The organism is Streptococcus parasanguinis (assembly GCF_000963275.1).
GTDB lineage: Bacteria > Bacillota > Bacilli > Lactobacillales > Streptococcaceae > Streptococcus > Streptococcus parasanguinis_B.
The window spans coordinates 1,931,429-1,950,549 of record NZ_JYOW01000001.1; the positions used below are offsets into that span (position 1 = coordinate 1,931,429).

The following is a 19,121-nucleotide window of genomic DNA, read 5'->3' on the forward strand; positions in this document are numbered from 1 at the left end:
AGGAATACATGACTCAAGGAAAAATTATCAAAGTTTCCGGTCCCTTGGTGGTTGCATCAGGGATGCAGGAGGCCAATATCCAAGACATTTGCCGGGTCGGCGATCTTGGTTTGATTGGCGAAATTATTGAGATGCGGCGGGACGAAGCCTCTATCCAAGTATATGAAGAAACGTCTGGAGTCGGTCCAGGAGAACCAGTGGTCACAACCGGAGCTCCCCTTTCTGTTGAATTGGGACCAGGCTTGATCTATCAGATGTTTGACGGGATCCAACGCCCCTTGGAACGCTTCCAAGAAGTGACTGCCAGTGACTTTTTGGTTCGCGGGGTGCAAGTTCCAAATCTAGATCGGGACACCAAATGGGCCTTCGAGCCAAGCGTGACTGAAGGGACAGAAGTGGTCGCTGGAGACATCGTCGGTACGGTTCAGGAGACCAATATGGTGGAACACCGCATCATGGTGCCTTTTGGTGTGAGTGGACGTGTGACCAAGATCGCAGCAGGTTCTTACACAGTGGAAGAGCCAGTCTATGAGATCGAGCAGGCAGATGGCAGTCTCTTTACTGGAACCCTGATGCAAAAATGGCCGGTTCGTCGAGGCCGTCCCTTTGCACAAAAACTCATTCCAGTAGAGCCTTTGGTCACCGGTCAACGGGTCATCGATACCTTCTTCCCTGTGACTAAAGGTGGAGCTGCAGCAGTTCCTGGTCCTTTCGGAGCTGGGAAAACAGTTGTGCAACACCAGGTGGCTAAGTTTGCCAATGTAGACATCGTAATTTACGTGGGTTGTGGGGAACGTGGAAATGAAATGACGGACGTTCTGAATGAATTTCCAGAATTGATCGATCCAACGACTGGTCAATCCATCATGCAACGGACTGTTCTGATCGCCAACACTTCGAACATGCCAGTAGCGGCGCGGGAAGCTTCCATCTACACAGGGATTACCATTGCCGAATACTTCCGCGATATGGGCTACTCCGTTGCCATCATGGCGGACTCTACTTCTCGTTGGGCAGAAGCTCTTCGTGAAATGTCTGGTCGTCTAGAAGAAATGCCAGGGGATGAAGGCTACCCAGCCTATCTTGGTAGCCGGATCGCCGAATACTACGAGCGGGCAGGTCGGGTCAAGACACTTGGAACCACTGCGCGCGAAGGTTCGATTACCGCTATCGGTGCCGTTTCCCCTCCAGGTGGAGACATTTCAGAGCCGGTAACGCAAAATACCTTGCGAATTGTTAAGGTCTTCTGGGGCTTAGATGCTCAATTGGCGCAACGTCGTCACTTCCCAGCCATCAACTGGTTGAGTTCTTATTCGCTTTACCAAGATGAAGTCGGTCGCTATATCGATCTACATGAACAAATCAGCTGGTCTGAAAAAGTGACCCGTGCTATGAATTTGCTTCAAAAGGAAAGTGAATTGCAAGAAATCGTCCGCTTGGTTGGTCTAGATTCCTTGTCTGAAAAAGACCGCTTGACCATGAATGCGGCCAAGATGATCCGTGAAGACTACCTGCAACAAAACGCCTTTGATGAGGTCGATACCTATACCTCTTTCAGCAAGCAGGTGGCCTTGTTGACCAACATTTTGACCTTTGATCAAGAAAGTCAAAAAGCACTAGAATTAGGGGCTTACTTCACAGAAATCATGGAAGGAACCGTAGCTCTTCGAGACCGTATTGCCCGGAGCAAGTTCATCCATGAGGATCAGTTGGCAACCATTCAAGCCCTGAAAGAAGAAATCGTAGAAACCCTACACCAAATCGTCGCAAAAGGAGGAGTAGACAATGAGCGTGATTAAAGAATACCGTACTGTCAGCGAAGTTGTTGGCCCCTTGATGATTGTCGATCAGGTCGAAGGGGTTCACTACAATGAGCTAGTTGAAATCAAGCTTCATGATGGAACGACCCGTCAGGGACAAGTCCTCGAAGTCCAAGAAGATAAGGCCATGGTCCAGCTCTTTGAAGGATCTAGTGGGATCAACTTGGAAAAAGCCAAAGTCCGCTTTACCGGACGTCCCCTAGAACTTCCTGTGTCTGAAGACATGGTCGGACGCATCTTTAACGGGATGGGCAAACCCATCGATGGCGGTCCAGAGATTATCCCAGAGAAGTACTTGGACATTGATGGACAAGCCATCAATCCTGTTTCGCGGGACTATCCAGATGAATTTATCCAGACAGGGATCTCAGCCATTGACCATTTGAATACCTTGGTTCGGGGCCAAAAACTCCCAGTATTCTCAGGTTCTGGTCTTCCTCACAAGGAGTTGGCGGCTCAGATTGCTCGTCAAGCGACGGTTCTTAATTCGGAAGAAAACTTCGCCGTGGTCTTTGCGGCCATGGGGATTACCTTTGAAGAAGCCGAGTTCTTTATGAACGACCTTCGGGAGACAGGTGCGATTGACCGCTCTGTCCTCTTCATCAACCTAGCCAATGACCCAGCTATCGAACGGATTGCCACTCCTCGGATCGCCTTGACAGCTGCCGAATATTTGGCCTATGAAAAAGATATGCACGTCTTGGTTATTATGACCGACATGACCAACTACTGTGAAGCCCTTCGGGAAGTATCCGCTGCCCGCCGGGAAGTTCCAGGTCGTCGGGGCTATCCAGGTTACCTCTATACTAACCTTTCAACCCTCTACGAACGTGCAGGACGCTTGGTTGGAAAGAAAGGATCTGTGACCCAAATCCCGATCCTCTCCATGCCAGAAGATGACATCACCCACCCCATCCCTGACTTGACAGGCTACATCACCGAAGGTCAGATTATTCTGTCCCGCGATCTCTATAATAGTGGTTACCGCCCACCGATCAATGTTCTTCCATCCCTTTCTCGTTTAAAGGACAAGGGTTCTGGTGAAGGCAAGACTCGGGAAGACCATGCGGCGACCATGAACCAGCTCTTTGCGGCTTACGCCCAAGGAAAACAAGCCAAAGAACTAGCTGTAGTGCTTGGAGAGTCTGCCTTGTCAGATACCGACAAGCTCTATGTTAAATTTACAGACCGCTTTGAGCAAGAATACATCAATCAAGGTTTCACTACCAATCGGACGATTGAGGAAAGTTTGGATCTCGGTTGGGAACTCTTATCCATTCTTCCACGAACAGAGCTTAAACGGATCAAGGATGAGATGATTGACAAGTATCTGCCAAACAAAGAGGATTAGCCTATGGCACGATTAAATGTAAAACCAACTCGGATGGAGCTTAATATTCTCAAAGAGCGCCTCAAGACAGCAACCCGAGGGCACAAGTTGCTCAAGGATAAGCGGGATGAACTCATGCGCCGTTTTATTGAAGCTGTGCGTGAGAATAATCGTCTGCGCCAAAAGGTGGAGGCAGCGCTGGTGGGCAATATGCAAGATTTCGTGATGGCCAAGTCCTTAGAGAGTGACCTCATGGTAGAAGAAATCTTTGCTGTTCCCACTCGAGAAGTGATGCTCCATATCGAGGAAGAAAATGTCATGAGTGTGCGCGTGCCCAAGCTCCATGCCCGTATCGAAAATCCATACGGAGATGATGAAGGGGACGTGGTTTATAGCTACCTCGCCTCCAACAGTCAAATGGATAGCACCATTCAAGAAATGGGGGACCTCCTCCCAGATTTGCTCAAGTTAGCGGAAATCGAAAAAAGCTGCCAACTCATGGCAGATGAAATCGAGAAAACCCGCCGTCGAGTGAACGGACTGGAGTATGCGACTATCCCAGACCTCAAAGAGACCATCTACTATATCGAAATGAAACTCGAAGAAGCCGAACGCGCCAACCTCGTCAGAATCATGAAGGTGAAGTAAGATACAAAGCCCGTAAAATGCAAAGTGAAAATAGGAAATTCTTGCAGTGAGCGATGCTCACAAGAGAATTTATCTTTTTCACCCAGCATTTAGGGCGTGTTCAATTCACAAGATACAAAGCCATTAAGCAACTCAAAGGAAAATAGGGAGCAGGACAGAAGCACTGTTGTATAGAATGGTTGTATAGAATGCTTCGTTGTCCTGCCCCCACAAGGCTGATTAGGATTTTTCCGAGCTCTTAAAGCGAGAGAAAAATCCAATCAGCTACTGTGTCTTTGAAGTTAGTACTATTACAGTTTGCGTTTATCACACAGTATTTAGGGCGTGTTCAGTTATAAGATACAAAGCCGTAAAAAGCTATGTTCAATTACTTAAAAAATACAAGAACCTCATCGAGGAACCGCTCCTTGATGAGGCTTTTTTGCGCCCTCGAACTCTTCTTCCAGGACCCTAATTTTATGTTACTAGTTTGTAACAATGTGACAAGAAAGACGAAATGTTACAAGAAAAATACAGTTTTGTTAAATAGCCAAAAAGGCCTTTTATTATTTTTAAATTGTGATAAGATAGTATGGTAGTTAATTTGTCCAAGAAAATCTTGAGCAAAAAAACAAAGAAAAAAGAGGATAAAAGATGAAATTAAAAGTTAATACGAAAGCCTTGATCGCTTCAACAGTAGCTCTTGCAGTGATTCCATTTACAAAAGCCACTGCAGAAACACTTGAAGATTGGGTAGCTCGCTCAGTAGATGAAATCAAACATGATATCCAACAAAGCGGTGAAAACCAACAAACTTATACCATCAAATATGGTGATACATTGAGTTCGATCGCAGAAGCGCTTGGCATCGATGTTCATGTGTTGGCAAACTTGAACAACATCAGCAACATGGACTTGATCTACCCAGGTACTGTTTTGAAAACAACAGTAAATGATCAAAAAGAAGTAACTTCAGTTGAAATCCAAACTCCTCAAGCAGGTGCGACAGATGCAACCGTTGCAAGTGCTGACTTGACAACAAACCAAGTGACAGTTGATGACCAAACAGTCGCTGTCAACGATTTGTCTAAACCAGTAAACGAAGATAACAAAGCTGTTCCAGTAGCTCCAGCAGCGGAAACTCAAGAAGCCCCAGCGGAAGCTCCTGTAGTTGAAGTACCAGCAGCAGAAACACCAGCACAACCAGCTGTTCCAGAAACACCAAACTACGGTGCTCCAGCTGTCAATGTTGAAGTACAAAATCAAGAAGCAGCCCCAGCTGCTGCTCCTGAAGCTCCAGCAACTCCTGAAGCTCCAGCTGCTCCTCAATCTGCTCCAGTAGCAGAAGAAGCTCCAGCAGCACAACCAGCAGCAGAAACGACTGCAGCACCTGAAGTGCAACCAGTAGCATCAACTCCAACAACTGGTAATGCTATTCCAACTGATCCAAATCTTCAACCTCAAGCGGAAGCTTTCCGTCAAGAAATTGCAGCGAAATTCGGTATCACAAACATCGGTGGTTACCGTGAAGGGGATCCAGAAGACCATGGTAAAGGACTTGCAGTAGACGTGATGGTTCCAACAAATTCAGAGCTTGGAGATCAAGTTGCACAGTATGCGATTGACAACATGGACCGTGCAGGTATCTCATATATTATCTGGAAACAACAATTCTACATGCCAGTAAATAACATTTACGGACCAGCTAATACATGGAACCAAATGCCAGACCGTGGTGGAGATACAGCAAACCACAACGACCACGTACATATCTCATTTAACGGATAATAAAACTTTGAACTAGGACAAGTGCCTAGTTCTTTTTTTGTATGCACAAAAAAGGCCGGAAGACGAATCTTCCAGCCAGACGATGGTTATAAGATATGATCAACTTTTTCCACCTGATAAAGGGCAATGGCCATGATAATGGTTAAGACCAGTAGCATAAGAATGGCAGGTGTCCAAGAGTGGAAAAGAGATTTACTGTAGCCGAAGAGGATGGGACCAAAGGCTGCAAAGACGTAGCCTCCTGTTTGGGCAAGTCCAGAAAGTTGGGCTGTTTTTTCAGGTGTGCTGGATTTCATGGAGAAAGCGACCATGAGGTAAGGGAAGAGCGAACTAACGGAACTTCCAATCAGGGCATTTAATACCAACCAGTAGAAGAAGTTGCTGGTCGGGATTAAGAGCATGGCTACCCCCAGAATCCCTGCTCCGACAACAATGGCAAGCATCAAGTGTCGATTGCGATCGGATAACCGTGTCGTTAAACTTGGGATCGTCAAGGAGAACGGGAGACTGATCAGGGTGAAGACGGAGGCCAGTAGTCCAGATTCAACCTTTGAAAGGCCAGCTTGAACAGCCATGGTCGGAAGCCAGGTCATACTTGTGTAGAAAAGCAGTGACTGCAAGCCTCCGAAAATCATGATAGCCCAAACATATTTATTGGTATACCACTTACTACTAGATTCTGTAGTAGCCGTCTTTTTTAGATGGTGGTTGTAGCGAAGGTTAGGAATCCAGATGACCAAAGCAAGAGCACACAAGGCTGTCAAGATGTTGACCAAACCTTGCCAAGAAGTGGCTTTGGTGATCGGAACGGCCACAGAAGAGGCGATCGCTGTGGACATCCCCATAGAAGTGATGTACAAAGTGGTCAGAATGCCTAGTTGGCGGGGTCTGTTCGCCTGAATCAGGCTTGGAAGCAGCACATTGAGAAAGGCAATGCCAGCTCCAATCAAGATGGTTCCCAGATAGAGAAAGGGGAGGTTGATAATCCGAATGGCAGATCCGATCGTCATTGCGATCAAGACAAGAAAGAAGAGACGCTCAATCCCCAACTTTTTAGCAAATTGAATCGCAAAAGGTGAGAAAATGGCAAAGGTGAGAAGGGGCAAGCTAGTCAATAGTCCCAGAGAGCTCACATCTACCCCCAAACCAGCTGCGATGTCAGACAAGACCGTCGGAAGCGTAGTAAATGGTGTTCGTAAAACAATCCCAAGCATAATGATGCCCGGGATGAATAGCGTAGAATGTGTTTTTTTCATAAATCCTCCTCAGACAAAAATTCTCTTCATTATAACATAGATCGAGCATAAATTGGAGTATTTGTACAAATGAAGGGTAAGGACCGTAGTTCTCACTATCGTTCGAACTGCATCAATGTACCTAAGTTCGCTAACGTTGCTAAAGGAATAAGGACCGTAGTTCTCACTATCGTTCGAACTGCGTCAATGTACCTAAGTTCGTCTGCGTCTCTATTGGACTTGACTAACTAAGGTACATAGAAAAAAGCCACCGGTTTTGGTGGCTCTTATAGGGAGATTATTATGAAAAAGTTTAGGATTTTCTATCAAACAAAGTTAGGAGGTCTTCATTTGATGGTTTTATTATAATGCTGATTTCTTAAAGAAAACTTAAGAAAAGGTGCTGATCGAAAGAATCGGTCTGAAGTCTGAGAAAATACATTAGCCAGCATCCAAAACAGGATGCGTTTTTTATTTAAAATAATAAAGATCGTAGTTCTTACTAGCGTTCGAACTACATCAATGTACCTAAGTTCATAAACGTTCGTAAAGAGAATAAGGATCGTAGTTTCCGCTCTGCTTAAACTGCATCAATGTACCTAAGTTCACTAATGTTCGCTAAGGTAATAAGGAACGTAGTTTTCGCTTCGCTCAAACTGCGTCAACGTACCTAAACTCGCTGATGCTCGTAAAGAGAATAAGGACCGTAGTTCTCACTGTCGTTCGAACTGCGTCAACGTACCTAAGTTCGTCTACGCCCCTACTGGACTTGACTCACTAAGGTACGTAGAAAAAAGCCACCGATTTTGGTGGCTCTTATAGGGAGATTATTATGAAAAAGTTTAGGATTTTCTATCAAACAAAGTTAGGAGGTCTTCATTTGATGGTTTTATTATAAGGCTGATTTCTTAAAGAAAACTTAAGAAAAGACGCTGTTTATAAGAATCGGTCTTAGGTCTGATAATTTTTTACAACAGAATCTATTTAGATTTTTTTCTAAATAGAGTTGACAAAATGATAGTGGAGTTGTACAATCTATTTAGAAAGATATCTAAATAGATTGGAGGAGATAGAGAATGAATTTTGCGCAAACATTTAAAGCTTTATCGAATCCGATAAGAAGAAGTATCTTAGAACTGCTAAAGGCAGGGAAATTATCTGCTGGCGATATCGCTAGCCACTTTGATGTAGCAGGAGCGACCATTTCCCATCATTTAAGCCTTCTCAAGCAGGCAGATTTAATTCGAGAGGAAAAAGAGAAGAATTTTATCTACTATGAACTCAATACTTCAGTCTTGGAGGATTTAATGGTCTGGCTCGTTGATTTGAAAGGAGACTCTACTGATGAAAACGAATAAAAAACTATTGATATTAACTTCTATGGTGATACTTTTCCCCATGCTTTGGGGGCTGATGATTTGGTCGCAATTACCTAACCAAATCCCAATTCACTTTAATGCTGCTGATCAGGCTGATAACTTCCAATCAAAACCCCTGGTTGTGTTTGGCCTTCCTATCCTCCTTCTCTTGGTGCATCTGTTTGTGATCTTTATGATCAGACGTGATCCTAAGAATCGCACGATGAATGAAAAAATGGTCAAAGTAAACCACTGGTTGACTCCAATCGTTTCCTTAAGTATCTCCTATCTCATCTATAGCAAGGCGCTAGGATCTACTACCAATCCATCAGTTTTTGTTTCAGTTTTGCTGGGTCTTATCTTTGTGATCATGGGCAATTACATGCCTAAGTTGAAAGTGAACCACACGGTTGGGATCCGCCTTCCTTGGACCTTACAGAGTGAAGATAACTGGCACAAAACCCATCGCTTGGCAGGGAAGTTGTGGGTGATTGGAGGATTGATCCTCCTACTTGAAGCAGGCCTTCAATTCGCTCTTTCTTATGTACTGGTGCTAGTCATCCTCGCCATTGTGTTTATCCCTATGGTGTACTCTTATCAGTTAAGTCGGAGAAATCGTTAGTATGAAAAATGTAAAAACCAGTGGGAATCCGTGTTAGGGTAACTTCTACTGGTTTTTATAGTGCTTGATTTCATCGCTTTCTTAGTCAAAACAAATTGAAAAAAGAGCGTACCAAATTTCTTCATCTGAAAGCGTATCAGATGAAGTTTCGCTATGAAGGACGTAGTCCAGATAACAGCATGATGGAATCCTTTTTTGGCATTTTGAAATCAGAAATGTTTTATGGTTATGAGAATACATTTAAGTTGCTTAATCAATTGGAACAAGCTATTGTAGACTATATTGATTATTACAGCAACAAATGAATTAAGGAAAAACTAAAAGGATTTAGTTCTGTAAAATACAGAACTAAATCCTTTGAATAGCCTATTTGCCTAACTTTTTTTGGGTCAGTACAATCTGGTTGCTAGGACTTTATTATGCTTTATCTTACTAAGGATGATGATCTTTTTCAGGATTGCTCATAATCTGTGTAAATATTTCTTTATATTTATATTTCAGATATTTTTCGTGTAGAATGAACAAAGCTACGTAAACAATCATAAAAACAATAGATAAATACAGTATATCAAATGTACTATGTCCAAAATAAGTTGCGGACTCATAAGATCCAATAGCTCCTAAAACCAACCAAGGAATATACTTGTAATACTTAGTTACCATAACACAGTCCCTCCTTTAATTAAACTAATGAGAATATCTAAAACTAAAAGTCATACCTGTACGTGTAGGATTATAAGGATCTAAGGTCATCAAAGTGCTAAATTCTCAAACCAACTTCTACCGCCAATAAACGTGGAAGTTAATTTGTCAAAACAATGCTATTAAAAAATAAAAGGGAAAACTTTTTTGTTAAATAAGGTTATCGTTACTATTAACCAAATATAGTTTTTAGCCAATCAACTATAAGTGGTCTAAGTAATGGGATTAAGAATAGACCTACAATGATACCTAAAATAAATATTAGAAACATTTTTTTGAAGCTTCTTTTGTTCATCTATGGACACATCCCTTCAATTAATGGAATCCCCACCATCGCCAACTATCTAACAAATTGAAGAGTGGGAGTGATGCTATAAAGAATAAATAGTGATTTTTTACACGTTTTCACATCTTTCTTTAATATATATGATATACTAAACATATATCGAAATGTAAAAATGTCACATATATACACATAATTAGAGATGGAGCTGTTATGCGTTGGGATTACGGTACAATCTATAAAAAAATACGGAAATCAAAACATATTAGTCAAGAGGAAGTTTGCCAGGATTACACTTCAAGAGCGCACTTGTCGCGTATTGAATCGAACCAAGTGGTGCCTAGTTTTGAGTTGATGGAGCATCTTCTAAAGCAAGTTGGCCTAGGTTTCGAAGAATTTCGATATATATGCCATTCTTACCACCACTCCGATAGAGAAGAAATTATCTTATTGGCAGAAGATAACAATGCCTACCAATCAAATGATAAATTATTGGAACTGAAGAATAAGAGTGTAGCTTATTTAAAAAAACATCCTAATGATATTCCTGTGTCAAATATACTAAAGAGAGTAGAGGTCATTCTTTGTTTACGAGAATCTGGTCCAAATGAAAAGGTAAGAACAATGGCCACGGAAGCTTGGAACGAAATCAAAAATCAGGATGTCTGGTATCATAGTGACCTTAAATTAATTGTCGTTATTTTATTTACACTTCCACTAGAAACAGTGATTTCTATCTGTGATGAAGTTATAGATAGGCTTAATGATTACTCTGATTATACAGAGATTCTTCCCACCAAGTATAAATTACTCTCAAATTTAGCTAGCATTTTTCTGTGGAATGGTCTGATGGAGAAATGTACGAGTATCAGTTATCTATTGTTAGATACGGCCCAAAAAAGTAAGCGATATGATTTTCTAGGAAATGCTAAAGTGACACTTGGAATTTGTTTAAGTGATAAAAAGCTAGTTGATGAAGGCTTGCAGTTACTCGAATTAACTGATGAAATAACGTTGTTGGAAGCATGTAGGTCAGATGTGAAGCGCTATTTCAAAGACTAATATTCCTAACGAAATCAGTCATAAAACTTTTTAAAAATATGATCAACGTGTTATCGTAATCTTGCTTAATGTTAAAGAAAACTGATATAATAAAGTTTATTAAGGTACTATTTAATTTTTACAGAACCAAACTATTCCCCTATTTATAATCTATTGATTCATATTTTATGAAATTAATCAGTAGATATCGTTCTGAAAAGCCTTGATAATACGCTGTTTTTAATCCAACTGAAATACATACTTCCCAAACCAGGTCTTAAGAAAGCTCGTAAAGCATCACAATTATCAAAACGTTAATCAACACGCTTATATCAACGTTTACAGACATTTAAGAAATTTCTCTTGGATGTCTTTTTTTGTCTAGCTAAATTTTACAAATTGGGCAATTTAGGTTACTCAATAATATAAAAAAGATAAAAATTTAAAGTTCGAATTTTAATTTTAAAAAAAGTAATTATTATTGAATATCTGTTCAAACATTTTTTCTTTTCTAAGGTTAATATAAGTATATATAGTTTAAAAAAGGAAGTCAAACATCTTGCTCATAGATTTTTGCATTTTTAAAAAATACATTTTGTCATATAATAATGTGGAAAATTGACGGATTCCTTAAATAATCATATAATATGAAAATGTAAACCCTTACATACTATTCTACTTATACTTGATAAAATGCAAGTTCTTGAGGATCTATAAATATACAGACACTCTTCTATTTATAAAGTGAAATAAAGAATCACGGAGAAAGTTTATGGATATTAAAGAGACATTCAACCAGCTAGACAATACAAAATTTAATGATTTCAATAATCGCCTTGAAGGTTTTGAGAAACTTTTTAAAGACAAATATTATTTTACCCATCCCGAAGATTTTAGCTCAATCTTTAGCATTTTGGTAAAGTATGGAAAAAGTACAAGTAAATATATTTTATCGAAAGGAGAGATATATGAGTGAAATAGTTATTAATGCTCAGAATTTATCTAAAAATTTTTATAATTTTGATTCAAGACTCCCATTTATCAAGAGATTTTTGAAACGTAATCAAATAACGATTCGAGCTGTTCAAGATATTAGTTTTACGATTAAGAGAGGGAGTATAGTTGGCTTTATTGGGAGTAATGGAGCTGGTAAATCCACAACGATTAAAATGTTGACTGGGACTCTTTATCCTAGTTCCGGAAAATTAGAAGTGAATGGAGAAATTCCATTTAAAAGAAGTATAAATTTTAGAAAAAAAATTTCAATAGTAGTAGGAAATAAATTACAGTTATTTCAAGATGTTTCGGCTATGGATTATTTTCAATTGATTGGTACTTTATATGAGGTAGAACCGGCGATTTTACAAGAACGAATTCAGGAATTAAGCAATTTGTTGAATGTAAAAGATCAGCTTTACCAGCAGGTCCGGACCCTCTCTCTTGGACAAAAAATGAAAATGGAGTTTATCGCGGCATCTTTAACAAGTCCGGAAATATTATTTTTAGACGAGCCTACTATAGGGTTAGATATACAGTCTAAAAAAGATATCAGAACATTTTTAAAGAAAATGAATGAAGAATGTCATACTACTATTATTTTAACGAGTCATGATATGGATGATATTTCGTCTGTTTGTGACGAATTAATCGTCATTGACAAAGGAAAAATTATTTTGCAGGAGTCAATGGATGTTATTTTATCTAAATTTTCTGATTTTAAATATTTAAAGATAAAAATGACATTAGATTTGGTACCAGAGTTATGCTCTGTTAAAGGAGTAGTAGTCATTTCTCAAACAAAATCGGAATGTATACTAAAAATACCTAGAGATTTTGTCTTTGAGACATTAGAATCAATCAATAAGCTTGTAGATATAGAAGATTTTGAAATATCAAATCTTTCTTTAGAAGAAATTATTTTACAAAACTATTTTACAAAAAAGGAGCACAATTGAAAAAAGAAATGTCTATTATTCTGATATCATTTCGATCTATTTTGAACTATAAATCAAGTGTACTATTGTTAATGTTACAGGCAAGTATACAAATTATGATATCAGTATTTTTATGGACGTATATATATCAGAGTAACCAGATAAATATAGCAGGATATGATTTTACCTCAATGGTTCAATACTATTTGGGGACTATAATTTTTTCATATTTTGTTTTTTATCCAGTTGATTGGGAAATCAATGACGATGTTCATTCAGGAAATTTTTTTAGCATATTAATAAAACCTGTTACTTTTTATAAGTATTATTTTTGTAAAATGCTTGGAGATAGGCTTGCTCATGTATTATTTATCATCATTCCTGTCATTTTATTCTCCAGTGTTTATTACAAGAATGAGTTATTAACCATTGAAATTCTTATTTTAGGAAGTATTGCAATTATTCTATCTATGGTTCTATGGTTTTTAATATCATGTTGTGTAGGTATGCTTTCTTTTTGGTTAGAAAATATATTTTTTGTCCTTACTGTTAAAGAAATAGTAATTCAGTTTTTATCAGGAATATTATTGCCTTTAAGTTTTTTTTCAAATAATTTTCGTCTGTTTTTAGATGTATTACCTTTTAAATACTTAGTATATGAACCGCTTCAGATGTTTAGTAATGATACATATAAATTAATAGACTATTTGAGAATTATTTGTATTCAATTGATTTGGTGCATCATTTTTTATATTATATCAAGATTCATATTGAGAAAAGGAGTGGAGCACTTCTCAAATGTGGGAGGATAAAATGTTTAGAATAAAAGTAATTTTTAGGCTACTTCATTTTGGTTTTAAATCTGATATGAATTTTCATTTTGACTTCTTTTGTGGTCTATTTTCGTCGATACTGTGGATTGGTTTACCTATTGTATTTTTTAGATTGATTTTCTTAAACATAGACTCTTTTAATGGTTGGGACTATTATCAAATTTTATTTTTGGTAGGTTCCTACACTATTGTAGATGGAGTTATGATGGGATTGTTAATTAGAAGTATGGGAATTTTAGAATCAGATATTTTGAGTGGTAACTTGGATCAAATTTTATTGAGGCCGTTTGATACTCAGTTGTTCTATATTTTTAGATCATTTAATTTAGTTCAATTCGTGAATACTTTTTTTGGTCTTGCGATCATTTTTATAAGTTATGGAAATTTAAATGTACATTTAAATTCATTAAAAATATTGTTTTATATCCTTTCTTTAATGTGTGGTTGTATTATATATTATTCAATTTGGTTTCTAATAACGATTAGTTCATTTTGGTTCCCAACTAAATTTTCAAAAGTAGATGTATTTTTGAATTATATTGGAATTTCTAAGTATCCATATAATATTTTTACAGGTATTAACAGATTGATCACTATGTTATTTGTTCCCAATTTATTAATTGCCAATCCTGCAGTATTAATATTTTTAGGGAAAGATACATTGAACCTATTTTTCTATCAAATAGTTTTTACAGTTTTTTTGATTATTATCAGTCGTACAATTTTTAGAAAAGGATTGAAAAAATATGAAAGTGCAGGAAGATAAACAATGTTGTTCAGTTATATGTTTGACTAAAGGAAGTGATTCGCTGTACTTTGTTTTGTGGTCATTGAAACATCAGATAATTATAAACTATAATTTAAAGAATAGTATTATTAACTTATAGGTGCTAAGAAAAAATTTAAAGAAATTCCCTCATTCAATCAAACTTATTCATATTTTTTAAAATAAGAAAATAGTTGGATTTTGATGATGGTTGATATAAAGCTAAACTGAAAGTACCTGAAATCCAACTGTGTCAAACCAGGTCATACGATCTGTGAGAAAAAGAACACATAACAAAAAGAGGAGCTTCACAATAAAGTTCCTCTTCTTTTATATATCCGAATCATTATTCTTATTTCAAAAAAGGTAGTGAAAAAGGTAGTGATTCGGTTGATTTATATTGCAATGTAGTGAAATTTAGAATTTCAAGAATCGCTTAAAATCAAGGTTTCTAACATCTATTGACGTGTAGTGAACCCCTATTTCACCTCTGTAAGCGTAATATGTAATTTAGCAAGTTTCATGATGTACAGAAACGTTGATTTTATGGGCTTTTCAATCTTTCAATTATTGATGAAATAGGGTGATTTTGACCTTGCTTTAGTTTTAATCAGACAAAAATCAGATAAAACTTTAGTTCTTGGTCATAAAATCACCAAGGTTTTTAATTTTTTGTTTGATGATATGATATTGTTCAGATGATGTTCTAGGAAGAACATATTTTGTTGAACGTCCCTTGCCAATTACCTCTATATATTGCTTGCTTTGAAGAGTTTTTAAGTTTTCTCTGAACTTATATTCTGTCATCAGATTATTCTCAATAACATCGTTTTTGCTAATGCTTTCATTTTCGATTATGTACTTGAGAATAGCTCTTTCATCTTGTGTTACATCTTGGTATGAAGACAACAAGTCCACTTTCCAAATGGTTACGATAGTACTATCAAAAGTAGTTGAAACTTCGGGAATTTTCAATTTGTATTTTTCTGACACATCAAAGATTTTTGGCCCGCCTGAGCCAGCCTTCTCAGACATTCCGATTCTTCTGAATAGCGATGAAATTGTACCGTTTCGTGTTTTTGACGTACCGCCATGTATAAACTCAGGAATAGAAATTTTCATTTTTCCTGGATTCTTAAATTCATAAAAATCATTATATGCGGTGATAACAATAGGTGAGTCAAAGTCATAGTAAGCGTGCATTAAGCAGTTTACTAGTGCTTCACGTATAGATTCAGATAAATCTTTTTTAAATGGTAAACGATGGGCAGATTTATCATTGAGTTCGAACCTATCGTTGGTAGTTGCAGTTAATTTCTTGTATGCTAAATTAATGTTCAAATCAGGGTACATCATGTCCCCTGTTGAAATCCTATCATTCCACCTAGTAGAAAGTGAGTTGTCCTTTTCAAAGTAGTCTAATTGAAATTTAGGATACCTAGATATTATGGAGTTGTATTTCCCGAAAAATAGTAACCCTCCTGCAGTCAACTTATAAGAGCCATCTGTTCTATCCTTCTTAAAAACACCAATTTCAGTTAAGAAGTCCCTAAGTGGCATATTGGTGTACTTAGTGTTCCCGCTTAATTCGATTAGGAGTTTTTTATACTCTTCGATTGATTCAATATTGAGGTCACTTTCGTCATAGTTAGTTAGGAGTTCGCCATCAATATCATCATGGGAGCTTGCCATGAGATACTTTAGCTCTTCTTTATCAAGTCTAACATCACCTTCCCCTAACCTTTTATAAGATTCTCTAAAATCATTTTTAAGATGGACAGGTTTTTGGTCACTACTGGCTTCTCTAATCGTTATTACCATAAGTTGACGATTTTTATCAGGAATATCAATGTACTCAATATCATTATCGGTTAGCAAATTACAACTTACTTTTTTTCTATTAGAGACTAGATTAAACAAGTCATTCCTAACTTTTTCAGGATTCATAACTCCCTGAAAAGGGTCTTCATTATTTTCATCTACTCCCAAGACAACTTTTCCACCATTGGTGTTTGCGAAAGCAGAATAGGTCTCCCAGAAAGAATCAGGAAGTGCTTTTTTAGCTTTTTTGTACTCTAAATCATTGCCTTCAATTTTTAATTCCACACTTTTTCCTCCTAACTTAAAAAATCAAATTGCAGGGTATCACGCGAAAATCACGCGAAAAAAATTTTTGATAATACTCAATTTTGCTTGATTTTAAAGCATTTTTGAGTAGTTCGTTTTAAAAAGATATCGAAAATCACGCGAAAGTCACGCGAAAACCACGTGATTATTTCTCCGCCCAGTCAGTCCAGTCATCAAAGGTCGTATTATTGTATAGTTCTATCAGTCGTGGTCTGACAGATTGGATAATTTCAACTAATTCATGCCCTTCATGAAATTGTGAAAAAGGCATACCAACTGTTGCTTGGGACATATCTGAAAGTAATTGCCTTGTTGCTTGGCTATCTGCAAGTGTATTGATTAGAAAACCGAGTAGGTAATTGGAATCATAGCTAACTTCTACACCTGCTGATGGCGAATCTTTAATCAGGCGTTCATAGCCCTTTTTAATTTCTTTTTTGATTTTATCTTTGGAAAGGATTTCTAGATTTCCGATAAAATCATATGAAGTATAGATTTGGTTAGCAAAGTAATCAGAAAGTTCGTTGATTTTAGTATCATCAAGTCCGTCTTGCTGGCTTAAGTAGGTTTTGGCTTCCTTCCTAATTGTGTCCCTCAGCGTATCATAAAGCATTTCAAAAAAGATATCATCTAGGTAGCCTTCTTTTGGGTATCCAAATTCATTTTCCCAGTCAGGATTTTCAAATGTTCCAATGGTTACTCCCCCACTTCTATTAGGGGGTGCACACATACATAAAATGTGGTCAAATTCCTTGATACGCAAGGGGTTCAGTGATTTGAAGCAAATTTCACGAAAAAACATTTATGAAGCCTATGATATCAACGGTTTACGATTGATTTCATGTAGGCGTAGCTTTTATGAATAGGAGAAAAAACATGACAAAATTTAACTTAACAGACGAAACTATAAAAGTTGGCGACTTGAAATTGGATAAATCACAATTTGACATTCCAAAGAAAGTGACCATCCTTTCTTCACGAGTTGCACCAGTCTATAAAAATGTCAATGGCGAAAGCATTTCGACAGATGAAGTAGCTAAAATTACTTGCTCTGTACAAGATACAGACAAAATCCAAGCCTTGAAAGACCTGGGCTATTCCCCTGATGACCTCAAGGGTATTCGCTTGGAGATTGTAGACAACCTTGACAAGTTGGCTAAATCCGTTGAAAAGGATGAGCTGAACTCACTTGTAGTAGAACTTGTCAATCCAGAAGTCCACCTTAGTTGGCGAGCTAATAATAATGGTGGTGGAAATTGGGGAGGCTTAAAACTAGTGGCAACTGATATTAAATTTATTGGAGCCTAGACATGGATAACTCAGTGATGTTAGACTACTTAGCCGTAACGATTAAAGGCTTAGCTCCAGATGATGTCATTGAGAAAATCCTCATTCTTCCTAAAGATAAGTTTGTTCTCAATGAATGGGGGATAAACAAGTACCAAAGGCATTATGCCTTCTCAGAGATAAAGGTTTACTTCAATAAAGACTGGGAATCAAAAATGGGAGTTTTTATCGAACTGAGAGGGCAGGGGTGCCGTCAGTATGAAGAATACATGGAAAGCAATGTCAATAACTGGGTAACCCTGATGAAACGCATTTCTGAATGCCATAGTAACTTTACAAGACTAGATATCGCCAATGATATTTTTGATGATAGCCTATCCGTCCCGCTTATTTATAGTTATTGTAAAAAGCAACTCTGCATATCAACCGCTAAAACCTTTGATTACCATGAAAAGAGTATTCTTGAAAATGGTGAAAAGGTTGGTGAAATGGTAACGATTGGTGTTAGAGGTACTCAGCAATGGTGCATCTATAATAAGCTATTAGAACAAAAACTGGATAAAGATTTACCAGAAATGCCCTCATCATGGACAAGAGCAGAGCTTAGATGTTGGCAAGAAAAGGCAAACTTACTGGCTCAACAGATAAAAAAAGGACGTCCCCTTAAAGAGATTTACTTTGAAGCGATTAATGGACACTATCGCTTTGTCAGTCCGAGAGATAAGGATTCCAACCGTTGGCGAAGAAAAAACGTAAAATGGTGGAATGACTACTTAGAAACACAAGAAAAGACGGTCTTAAGTGTAAAGCGGACAAAACCCACCCTAAAACGGTCTGAGCTATGGACAGAGAAGCAAGTCTCACGAACACTTGGAAAACTCTATGTAGCAAAAGCAGAATCTTACGGACAAGAAAAGGCAAATGGCTATATTCAACACTTACTTGAGATTGGGATATCCAAACTAACGGAAACAGATGAGACTGATATTCAGCAGTACAAACAAGAGCAACAAAGCTCAGCCTATTGGGGCATAGGAAAAGACGACCTGTAGCAAACTACAAATCGCCTTTCCAAAAATAACTAACTTGATTATAACCAAAATAGAAGGAGAATTCAATGGCAACATTAAAAACAGAACATGATTTTGACTTGACCCGTAACTGGTACCGTAAATCCGTCTTTCTAGATGAACTCTGGCATGGCATGACCGTTGCAACGCTCAATAGCTATATTCGTCAGATGAAGGACAGCCCATACTCTTTCGGTATTAAAGGAACACATGGCAATGTCTTTATTCACTCAGAAGTCTTCGTGGCATGGTTTGACTACAAAATTGCCAATCAATATGTCGCAAAGATGGCGTAGGT

General features: G+C 37.9%; 17 protein-coding genes and 2 pseudogenes. 15 read left to right on the top strand and 4 right to left on the bottom strand.

All coding sequences use genetic code 11. The annotated features are described in order from the left end of the window. The first annotated feature begins 8 nt into the window (after positions 1-8). The 4 genes from TZ97_RS09170 (at position 9) to TZ97_RS09185 (ending at position 5,565) form a co-directional block, all read left to right on the top strand. Positions 9-1,799: a V-type ATP synthase subunit A gene (locus TZ97_RS09170; RefSeq protein ID WP_045760122.1), complete on the top strand. Its 1,791-nt coding sequence runs from the start codon at positions 9-11 to the stop codon at positions 1,797-1,799. Beyond that, positions 1,786-3,171: a V-type ATP synthase subunit B gene (locus TZ97_RS09175; RefSeq protein WP_003002370.1), complete on the top strand. Its 1,386-nt coding sequence runs from the start codon at positions 1,786-1,788 to the stop codon at positions 3,169-3,171. The genes TZ97_RS09170 and TZ97_RS09175 overlap by 14 nt, the downstream gene beginning before the upstream one ends. A gap of 3 nt (positions 3,172-3,174) precedes the next feature. Continuing rightward, positions 3,175-3,798 carry a V-type ATP synthase subunit D gene (locus TZ97_RS09180; RefSeq protein WP_045760123.1) on the top strand — a complete coding sequence of 208 codons (624 nt, stop codon included), beginning with the start codon at positions 3,175-3,177 and terminating at the stop codon, positions 3,796-3,798. A gap of 633 nt (positions 3,799-4,431) precedes the next feature. Further along, positions 4,432-5,565, top strand: a complete 1,134-nt coding sequence (locus TZ97_RS09185) for a M23 family metallopeptidase (RefSeq protein ID WP_045760124.1) — start codon at positions 4,432-4,434, stop codon at positions 5,563-5,565. A gap of 86 nt (positions 5,566-5,651) precedes the next feature. On the opposite strand, the gene TZ97_RS09190 is transcribed toward TZ97_RS09185, so the two are convergent. Next, the gene (locus TZ97_RS09190) at positions 5,652-6,821 is read right to left on the bottom strand and encodes a CynX/NimT family MFS transporter (protein ID WP_045760125.1); all 1,170 of its coding nucleotides are present in this window, start codon (positions 6,819-6,821) and stop codon (positions 5,652-5,654) included. A 1,055-nt stretch (positions 6,822-7,876) separates the two neighbouring features. Between TZ97_RS09190 and TZ97_RS09195 the strand changes: the two genes are divergently transcribed. From TZ97_RS09195 to TZ97_RS10360, 3 genes and pseudogenes are all read left to right on the top strand, one after another. Further along, entirely contained in the window at positions 7,877-8,158 is a 282-nt protein-coding gene (locus tag TZ97_RS09195; RefSeq protein ID WP_031572731.1) for an autorepressor SdpR family transcription factor, read from the top strand. After that, a complete protein-coding gene (locus TZ97_RS09200; RefSeq protein ID WP_045760126.1) occupies positions 8,145-8,780 on the top strand; it encodes an SdpI family protein in 636 nt (211 codons plus the stop codon). Before TZ97_RS09195 ends, TZ97_RS09200 begins: the two co-directional genes overlap by 14 nt. A 158-nt stretch (positions 8,781-8,938) precedes the next feature. After that, positions 8,939-9,085 (top strand): annotated as a pseudogene (locus tag TZ97_RS10360) (IS3 family transposase); the annotation flags it as partial. 127 nt (positions 9,086-9,212) lie between these two features. Here the strand turns inward: TZ97_RS10360 and TZ97_RS09205 are convergent. Then, complete coding sequence (locus TZ97_RS09205; protein WP_045760127.1) at positions 9,213-9,443, bottom strand: hypothetical protein; 231 nt, start codon at positions 9,441-9,443, stop codon at positions 9,213-9,215. 535 nt (positions 9,444-9,978) lie between these two features. Between TZ97_RS09205 and TZ97_RS09210 the strand changes: the two genes are divergently transcribed. The 5 genes from TZ97_RS09210 (at position 9,979) to TZ97_RS09230 (ending at position 14,339) form a co-directional block, all read left to right on the top strand. Next, on the top strand, positions 9,979-10,827 hold the full coding sequence (locus tag TZ97_RS09210) for a helix-turn-helix domain-containing protein (protein ID WP_045760128.1): 849 nt from the start codon (positions 9,979-9,981) through the stop codon (positions 10,825-10,827). Positions 10,828-11,578: 751 nt separating this feature from the next. Continuing rightward, positions 11,579-11,782 (top strand): hypothetical protein, encoded by a 204-nt coding sequence (locus TZ97_RS09215; RefSeq protein ID WP_003010127.1) that lies wholly within the window; start codon positions 11,579-11,581, stop codon positions 11,780-11,782. Further along, the gene (locus TZ97_RS09220) at positions 11,775-12,761 is read left to right on the top strand and encodes an ABC transporter ATP-binding protein (protein ID WP_003010129.1); all 987 of its coding nucleotides are present in this window, start codon (positions 11,775-11,777) and stop codon (positions 12,759-12,761) included. Before TZ97_RS09215 ends, TZ97_RS09220 begins: the two co-directional genes overlap by 8 nt. Continuing rightward, positions 12,758-13,552 carry an ABC transporter permease gene (locus TZ97_RS09225; protein WP_045760129.1) on the top strand — a complete coding sequence of 265 codons (795 nt, stop codon included), beginning with the start codon at positions 12,758-12,760 and terminating at the stop codon, positions 13,550-13,552. The genes TZ97_RS09220 and TZ97_RS09225 overlap by 4 nt, the downstream gene beginning before the upstream one ends. Position 13,553: 1 nt before the next feature. After that, entirely contained in the window at positions 13,554-14,339 is a 786-nt protein-coding gene (locus TZ97_RS09230; protein ID WP_003013947.1) for an ABC transporter permease, read from the top strand. A 633-nt stretch (positions 14,340-14,972) separates the two neighbouring features. Here TZ97_RS09230 and TZ97_RS09235 read toward each other — a convergent pair. After that, positions 14,973-16,445 carry an RNA-binding domain-containing protein gene (locus tag TZ97_RS09235; RefSeq protein WP_045760130.1) on the bottom strand — a complete coding sequence of 491 codons (1,473 nt, stop codon included), beginning with the start codon at positions 16,443-16,445 and terminating at the stop codon, positions 14,973-14,975. Between the two features lie 166 nt (positions 16,446-16,611). Next, a pseudogene (locus tag TZ97_RS09240) lies at positions 16,612-17,232 on the bottom strand (helix-turn-helix domain-containing protein); the annotation flags it as partial. 110 nt (positions 17,233-17,342) lie between these two features. On the opposite strand from TZ97_RS09240, the gene TZ97_RS09245 reads away from it, so the two are divergent. From TZ97_RS09245 to TZ97_RS09255, 3 genes are all read left to right on the top strand, one after another. Then, positions 17,343-17,774, top strand: coding sequence for a hypothetical protein (locus tag TZ97_RS09245; protein WP_045760131.1), 432 nt, complete (start codon positions 17,343-17,345; stop codon positions 17,772-17,774). Positions 17,775-17,776: 2 nt separating this feature from the next. After that, entirely contained in the window at positions 17,777-18,805 is a 1,029-nt protein-coding gene (locus tag TZ97_RS09250; RefSeq protein WP_045760132.1) for a replication initiation factor domain-containing protein, read from the top strand. Between the two features lie 65 nt (positions 18,806-18,870). Further along, a complete protein-coding gene (locus TZ97_RS09255; protein ID WP_045760133.1) occupies positions 18,871-19,119 on the top strand; it encodes a hypothetical protein in 249 nt (82 codons plus the stop codon). Positions 19,120-19,121: the final 2 nt, after the last annotated feature.

What these genes read in the sequence shown, in the direction of transcription:
- TZ97_RS09170 (WP_045760122.1), top strand. Translation starts at nt 9, where the DNA reads ATGACTCAAGGAAAAATTATCAAAGTTTCCGGTCCCTTGGTGGTTGCA.
- TZ97_RS09175 (WP_003002370.1), top strand. Translation starts at nt 1,786, where the DNA reads ATGAGCGTGATTAAAGAATACCGTACTGTCAGCGAAGTTGTTGGCCCC.
- TZ97_RS09180 (WP_045760123.1), top strand. Translation starts at nt 3,175, where the DNA reads ATGGCACGATTAAATGTAAAACCAACTCGGATGGAGCTTAATATTCTC.
- TZ97_RS09185 (WP_045760124.1), top strand. Translation starts at nt 4,432, where the DNA reads ATGAAATTAAAAGTTAATACGAAAGCCTTGATCGCTTCAACAGTAGCT.
- TZ97_RS09190 (WP_045760125.1), bottom strand. Translation starts at nt 6,821, where the DNA reads ATGAAAAAAACACATTCTACGCTATTCATCCCGGGCATCATTATGCTT.
- TZ97_RS09195 (WP_031572731.1), top strand. Translation starts at nt 7,877, where the DNA reads ATGAATTTTGCGCAAACATTTAAAGCTTTATCGAATCCGATAAGAAGA.
- TZ97_RS09200 (WP_045760126.1), top strand. Translation starts at nt 8,145, where the DNA reads ATGAAAACGAATAAAAAACTATTGATATTAACTTCTATGGTGATACTT.
- TZ97_RS09205 (WP_045760127.1), bottom strand. Translation starts at nt 9,443, where the DNA reads ATGGTAACTAAGTATTACAAGTATATTCCTTGGTTGGTTTTAGGAGCT.
- TZ97_RS09210 (WP_045760128.1), top strand. Translation starts at nt 9,979, where the DNA reads ATGCGTTGGGATTACGGTACAATCTATAAAAAAATACGGAAATCAAAA.
- TZ97_RS09215 (WP_003010127.1), top strand. Translation starts at nt 11,579, where the DNA reads ATGGATATTAAAGAGACATTCAACCAGCTAGACAATACAAAATTTAAT.
- TZ97_RS09220 (WP_003010129.1), top strand. Translation starts at nt 11,775, where the DNA reads ATGAGTGAAATAGTTATTAATGCTCAGAATTTATCTAAAAATTTTTAT.
- TZ97_RS09230 (WP_003013947.1), top strand. Translation starts at nt 13,554, where the DNA reads ATGTTTAGAATAAAAGTAATTTTTAGGCTACTTCATTTTGGTTTTAAA.
- TZ97_RS09245 (WP_045760131.1), top strand. Translation starts at nt 17,343, where the DNA reads ATGACAAAATTTAACTTAACAGACGAAACTATAAAAGTTGGCGACTTG.
- TZ97_RS09250 (WP_045760132.1), top strand. Translation starts at nt 17,777, where the DNA reads ATGGATAACTCAGTGATGTTAGACTACTTAGCCGTAACGATTAAAGGC.
- TZ97_RS09255 (WP_045760133.1), top strand. Translation starts at nt 18,871, where the DNA reads ATGGCAACATTAAAAACAGAACATGATTTTGACTTGACCCGTAACTGG.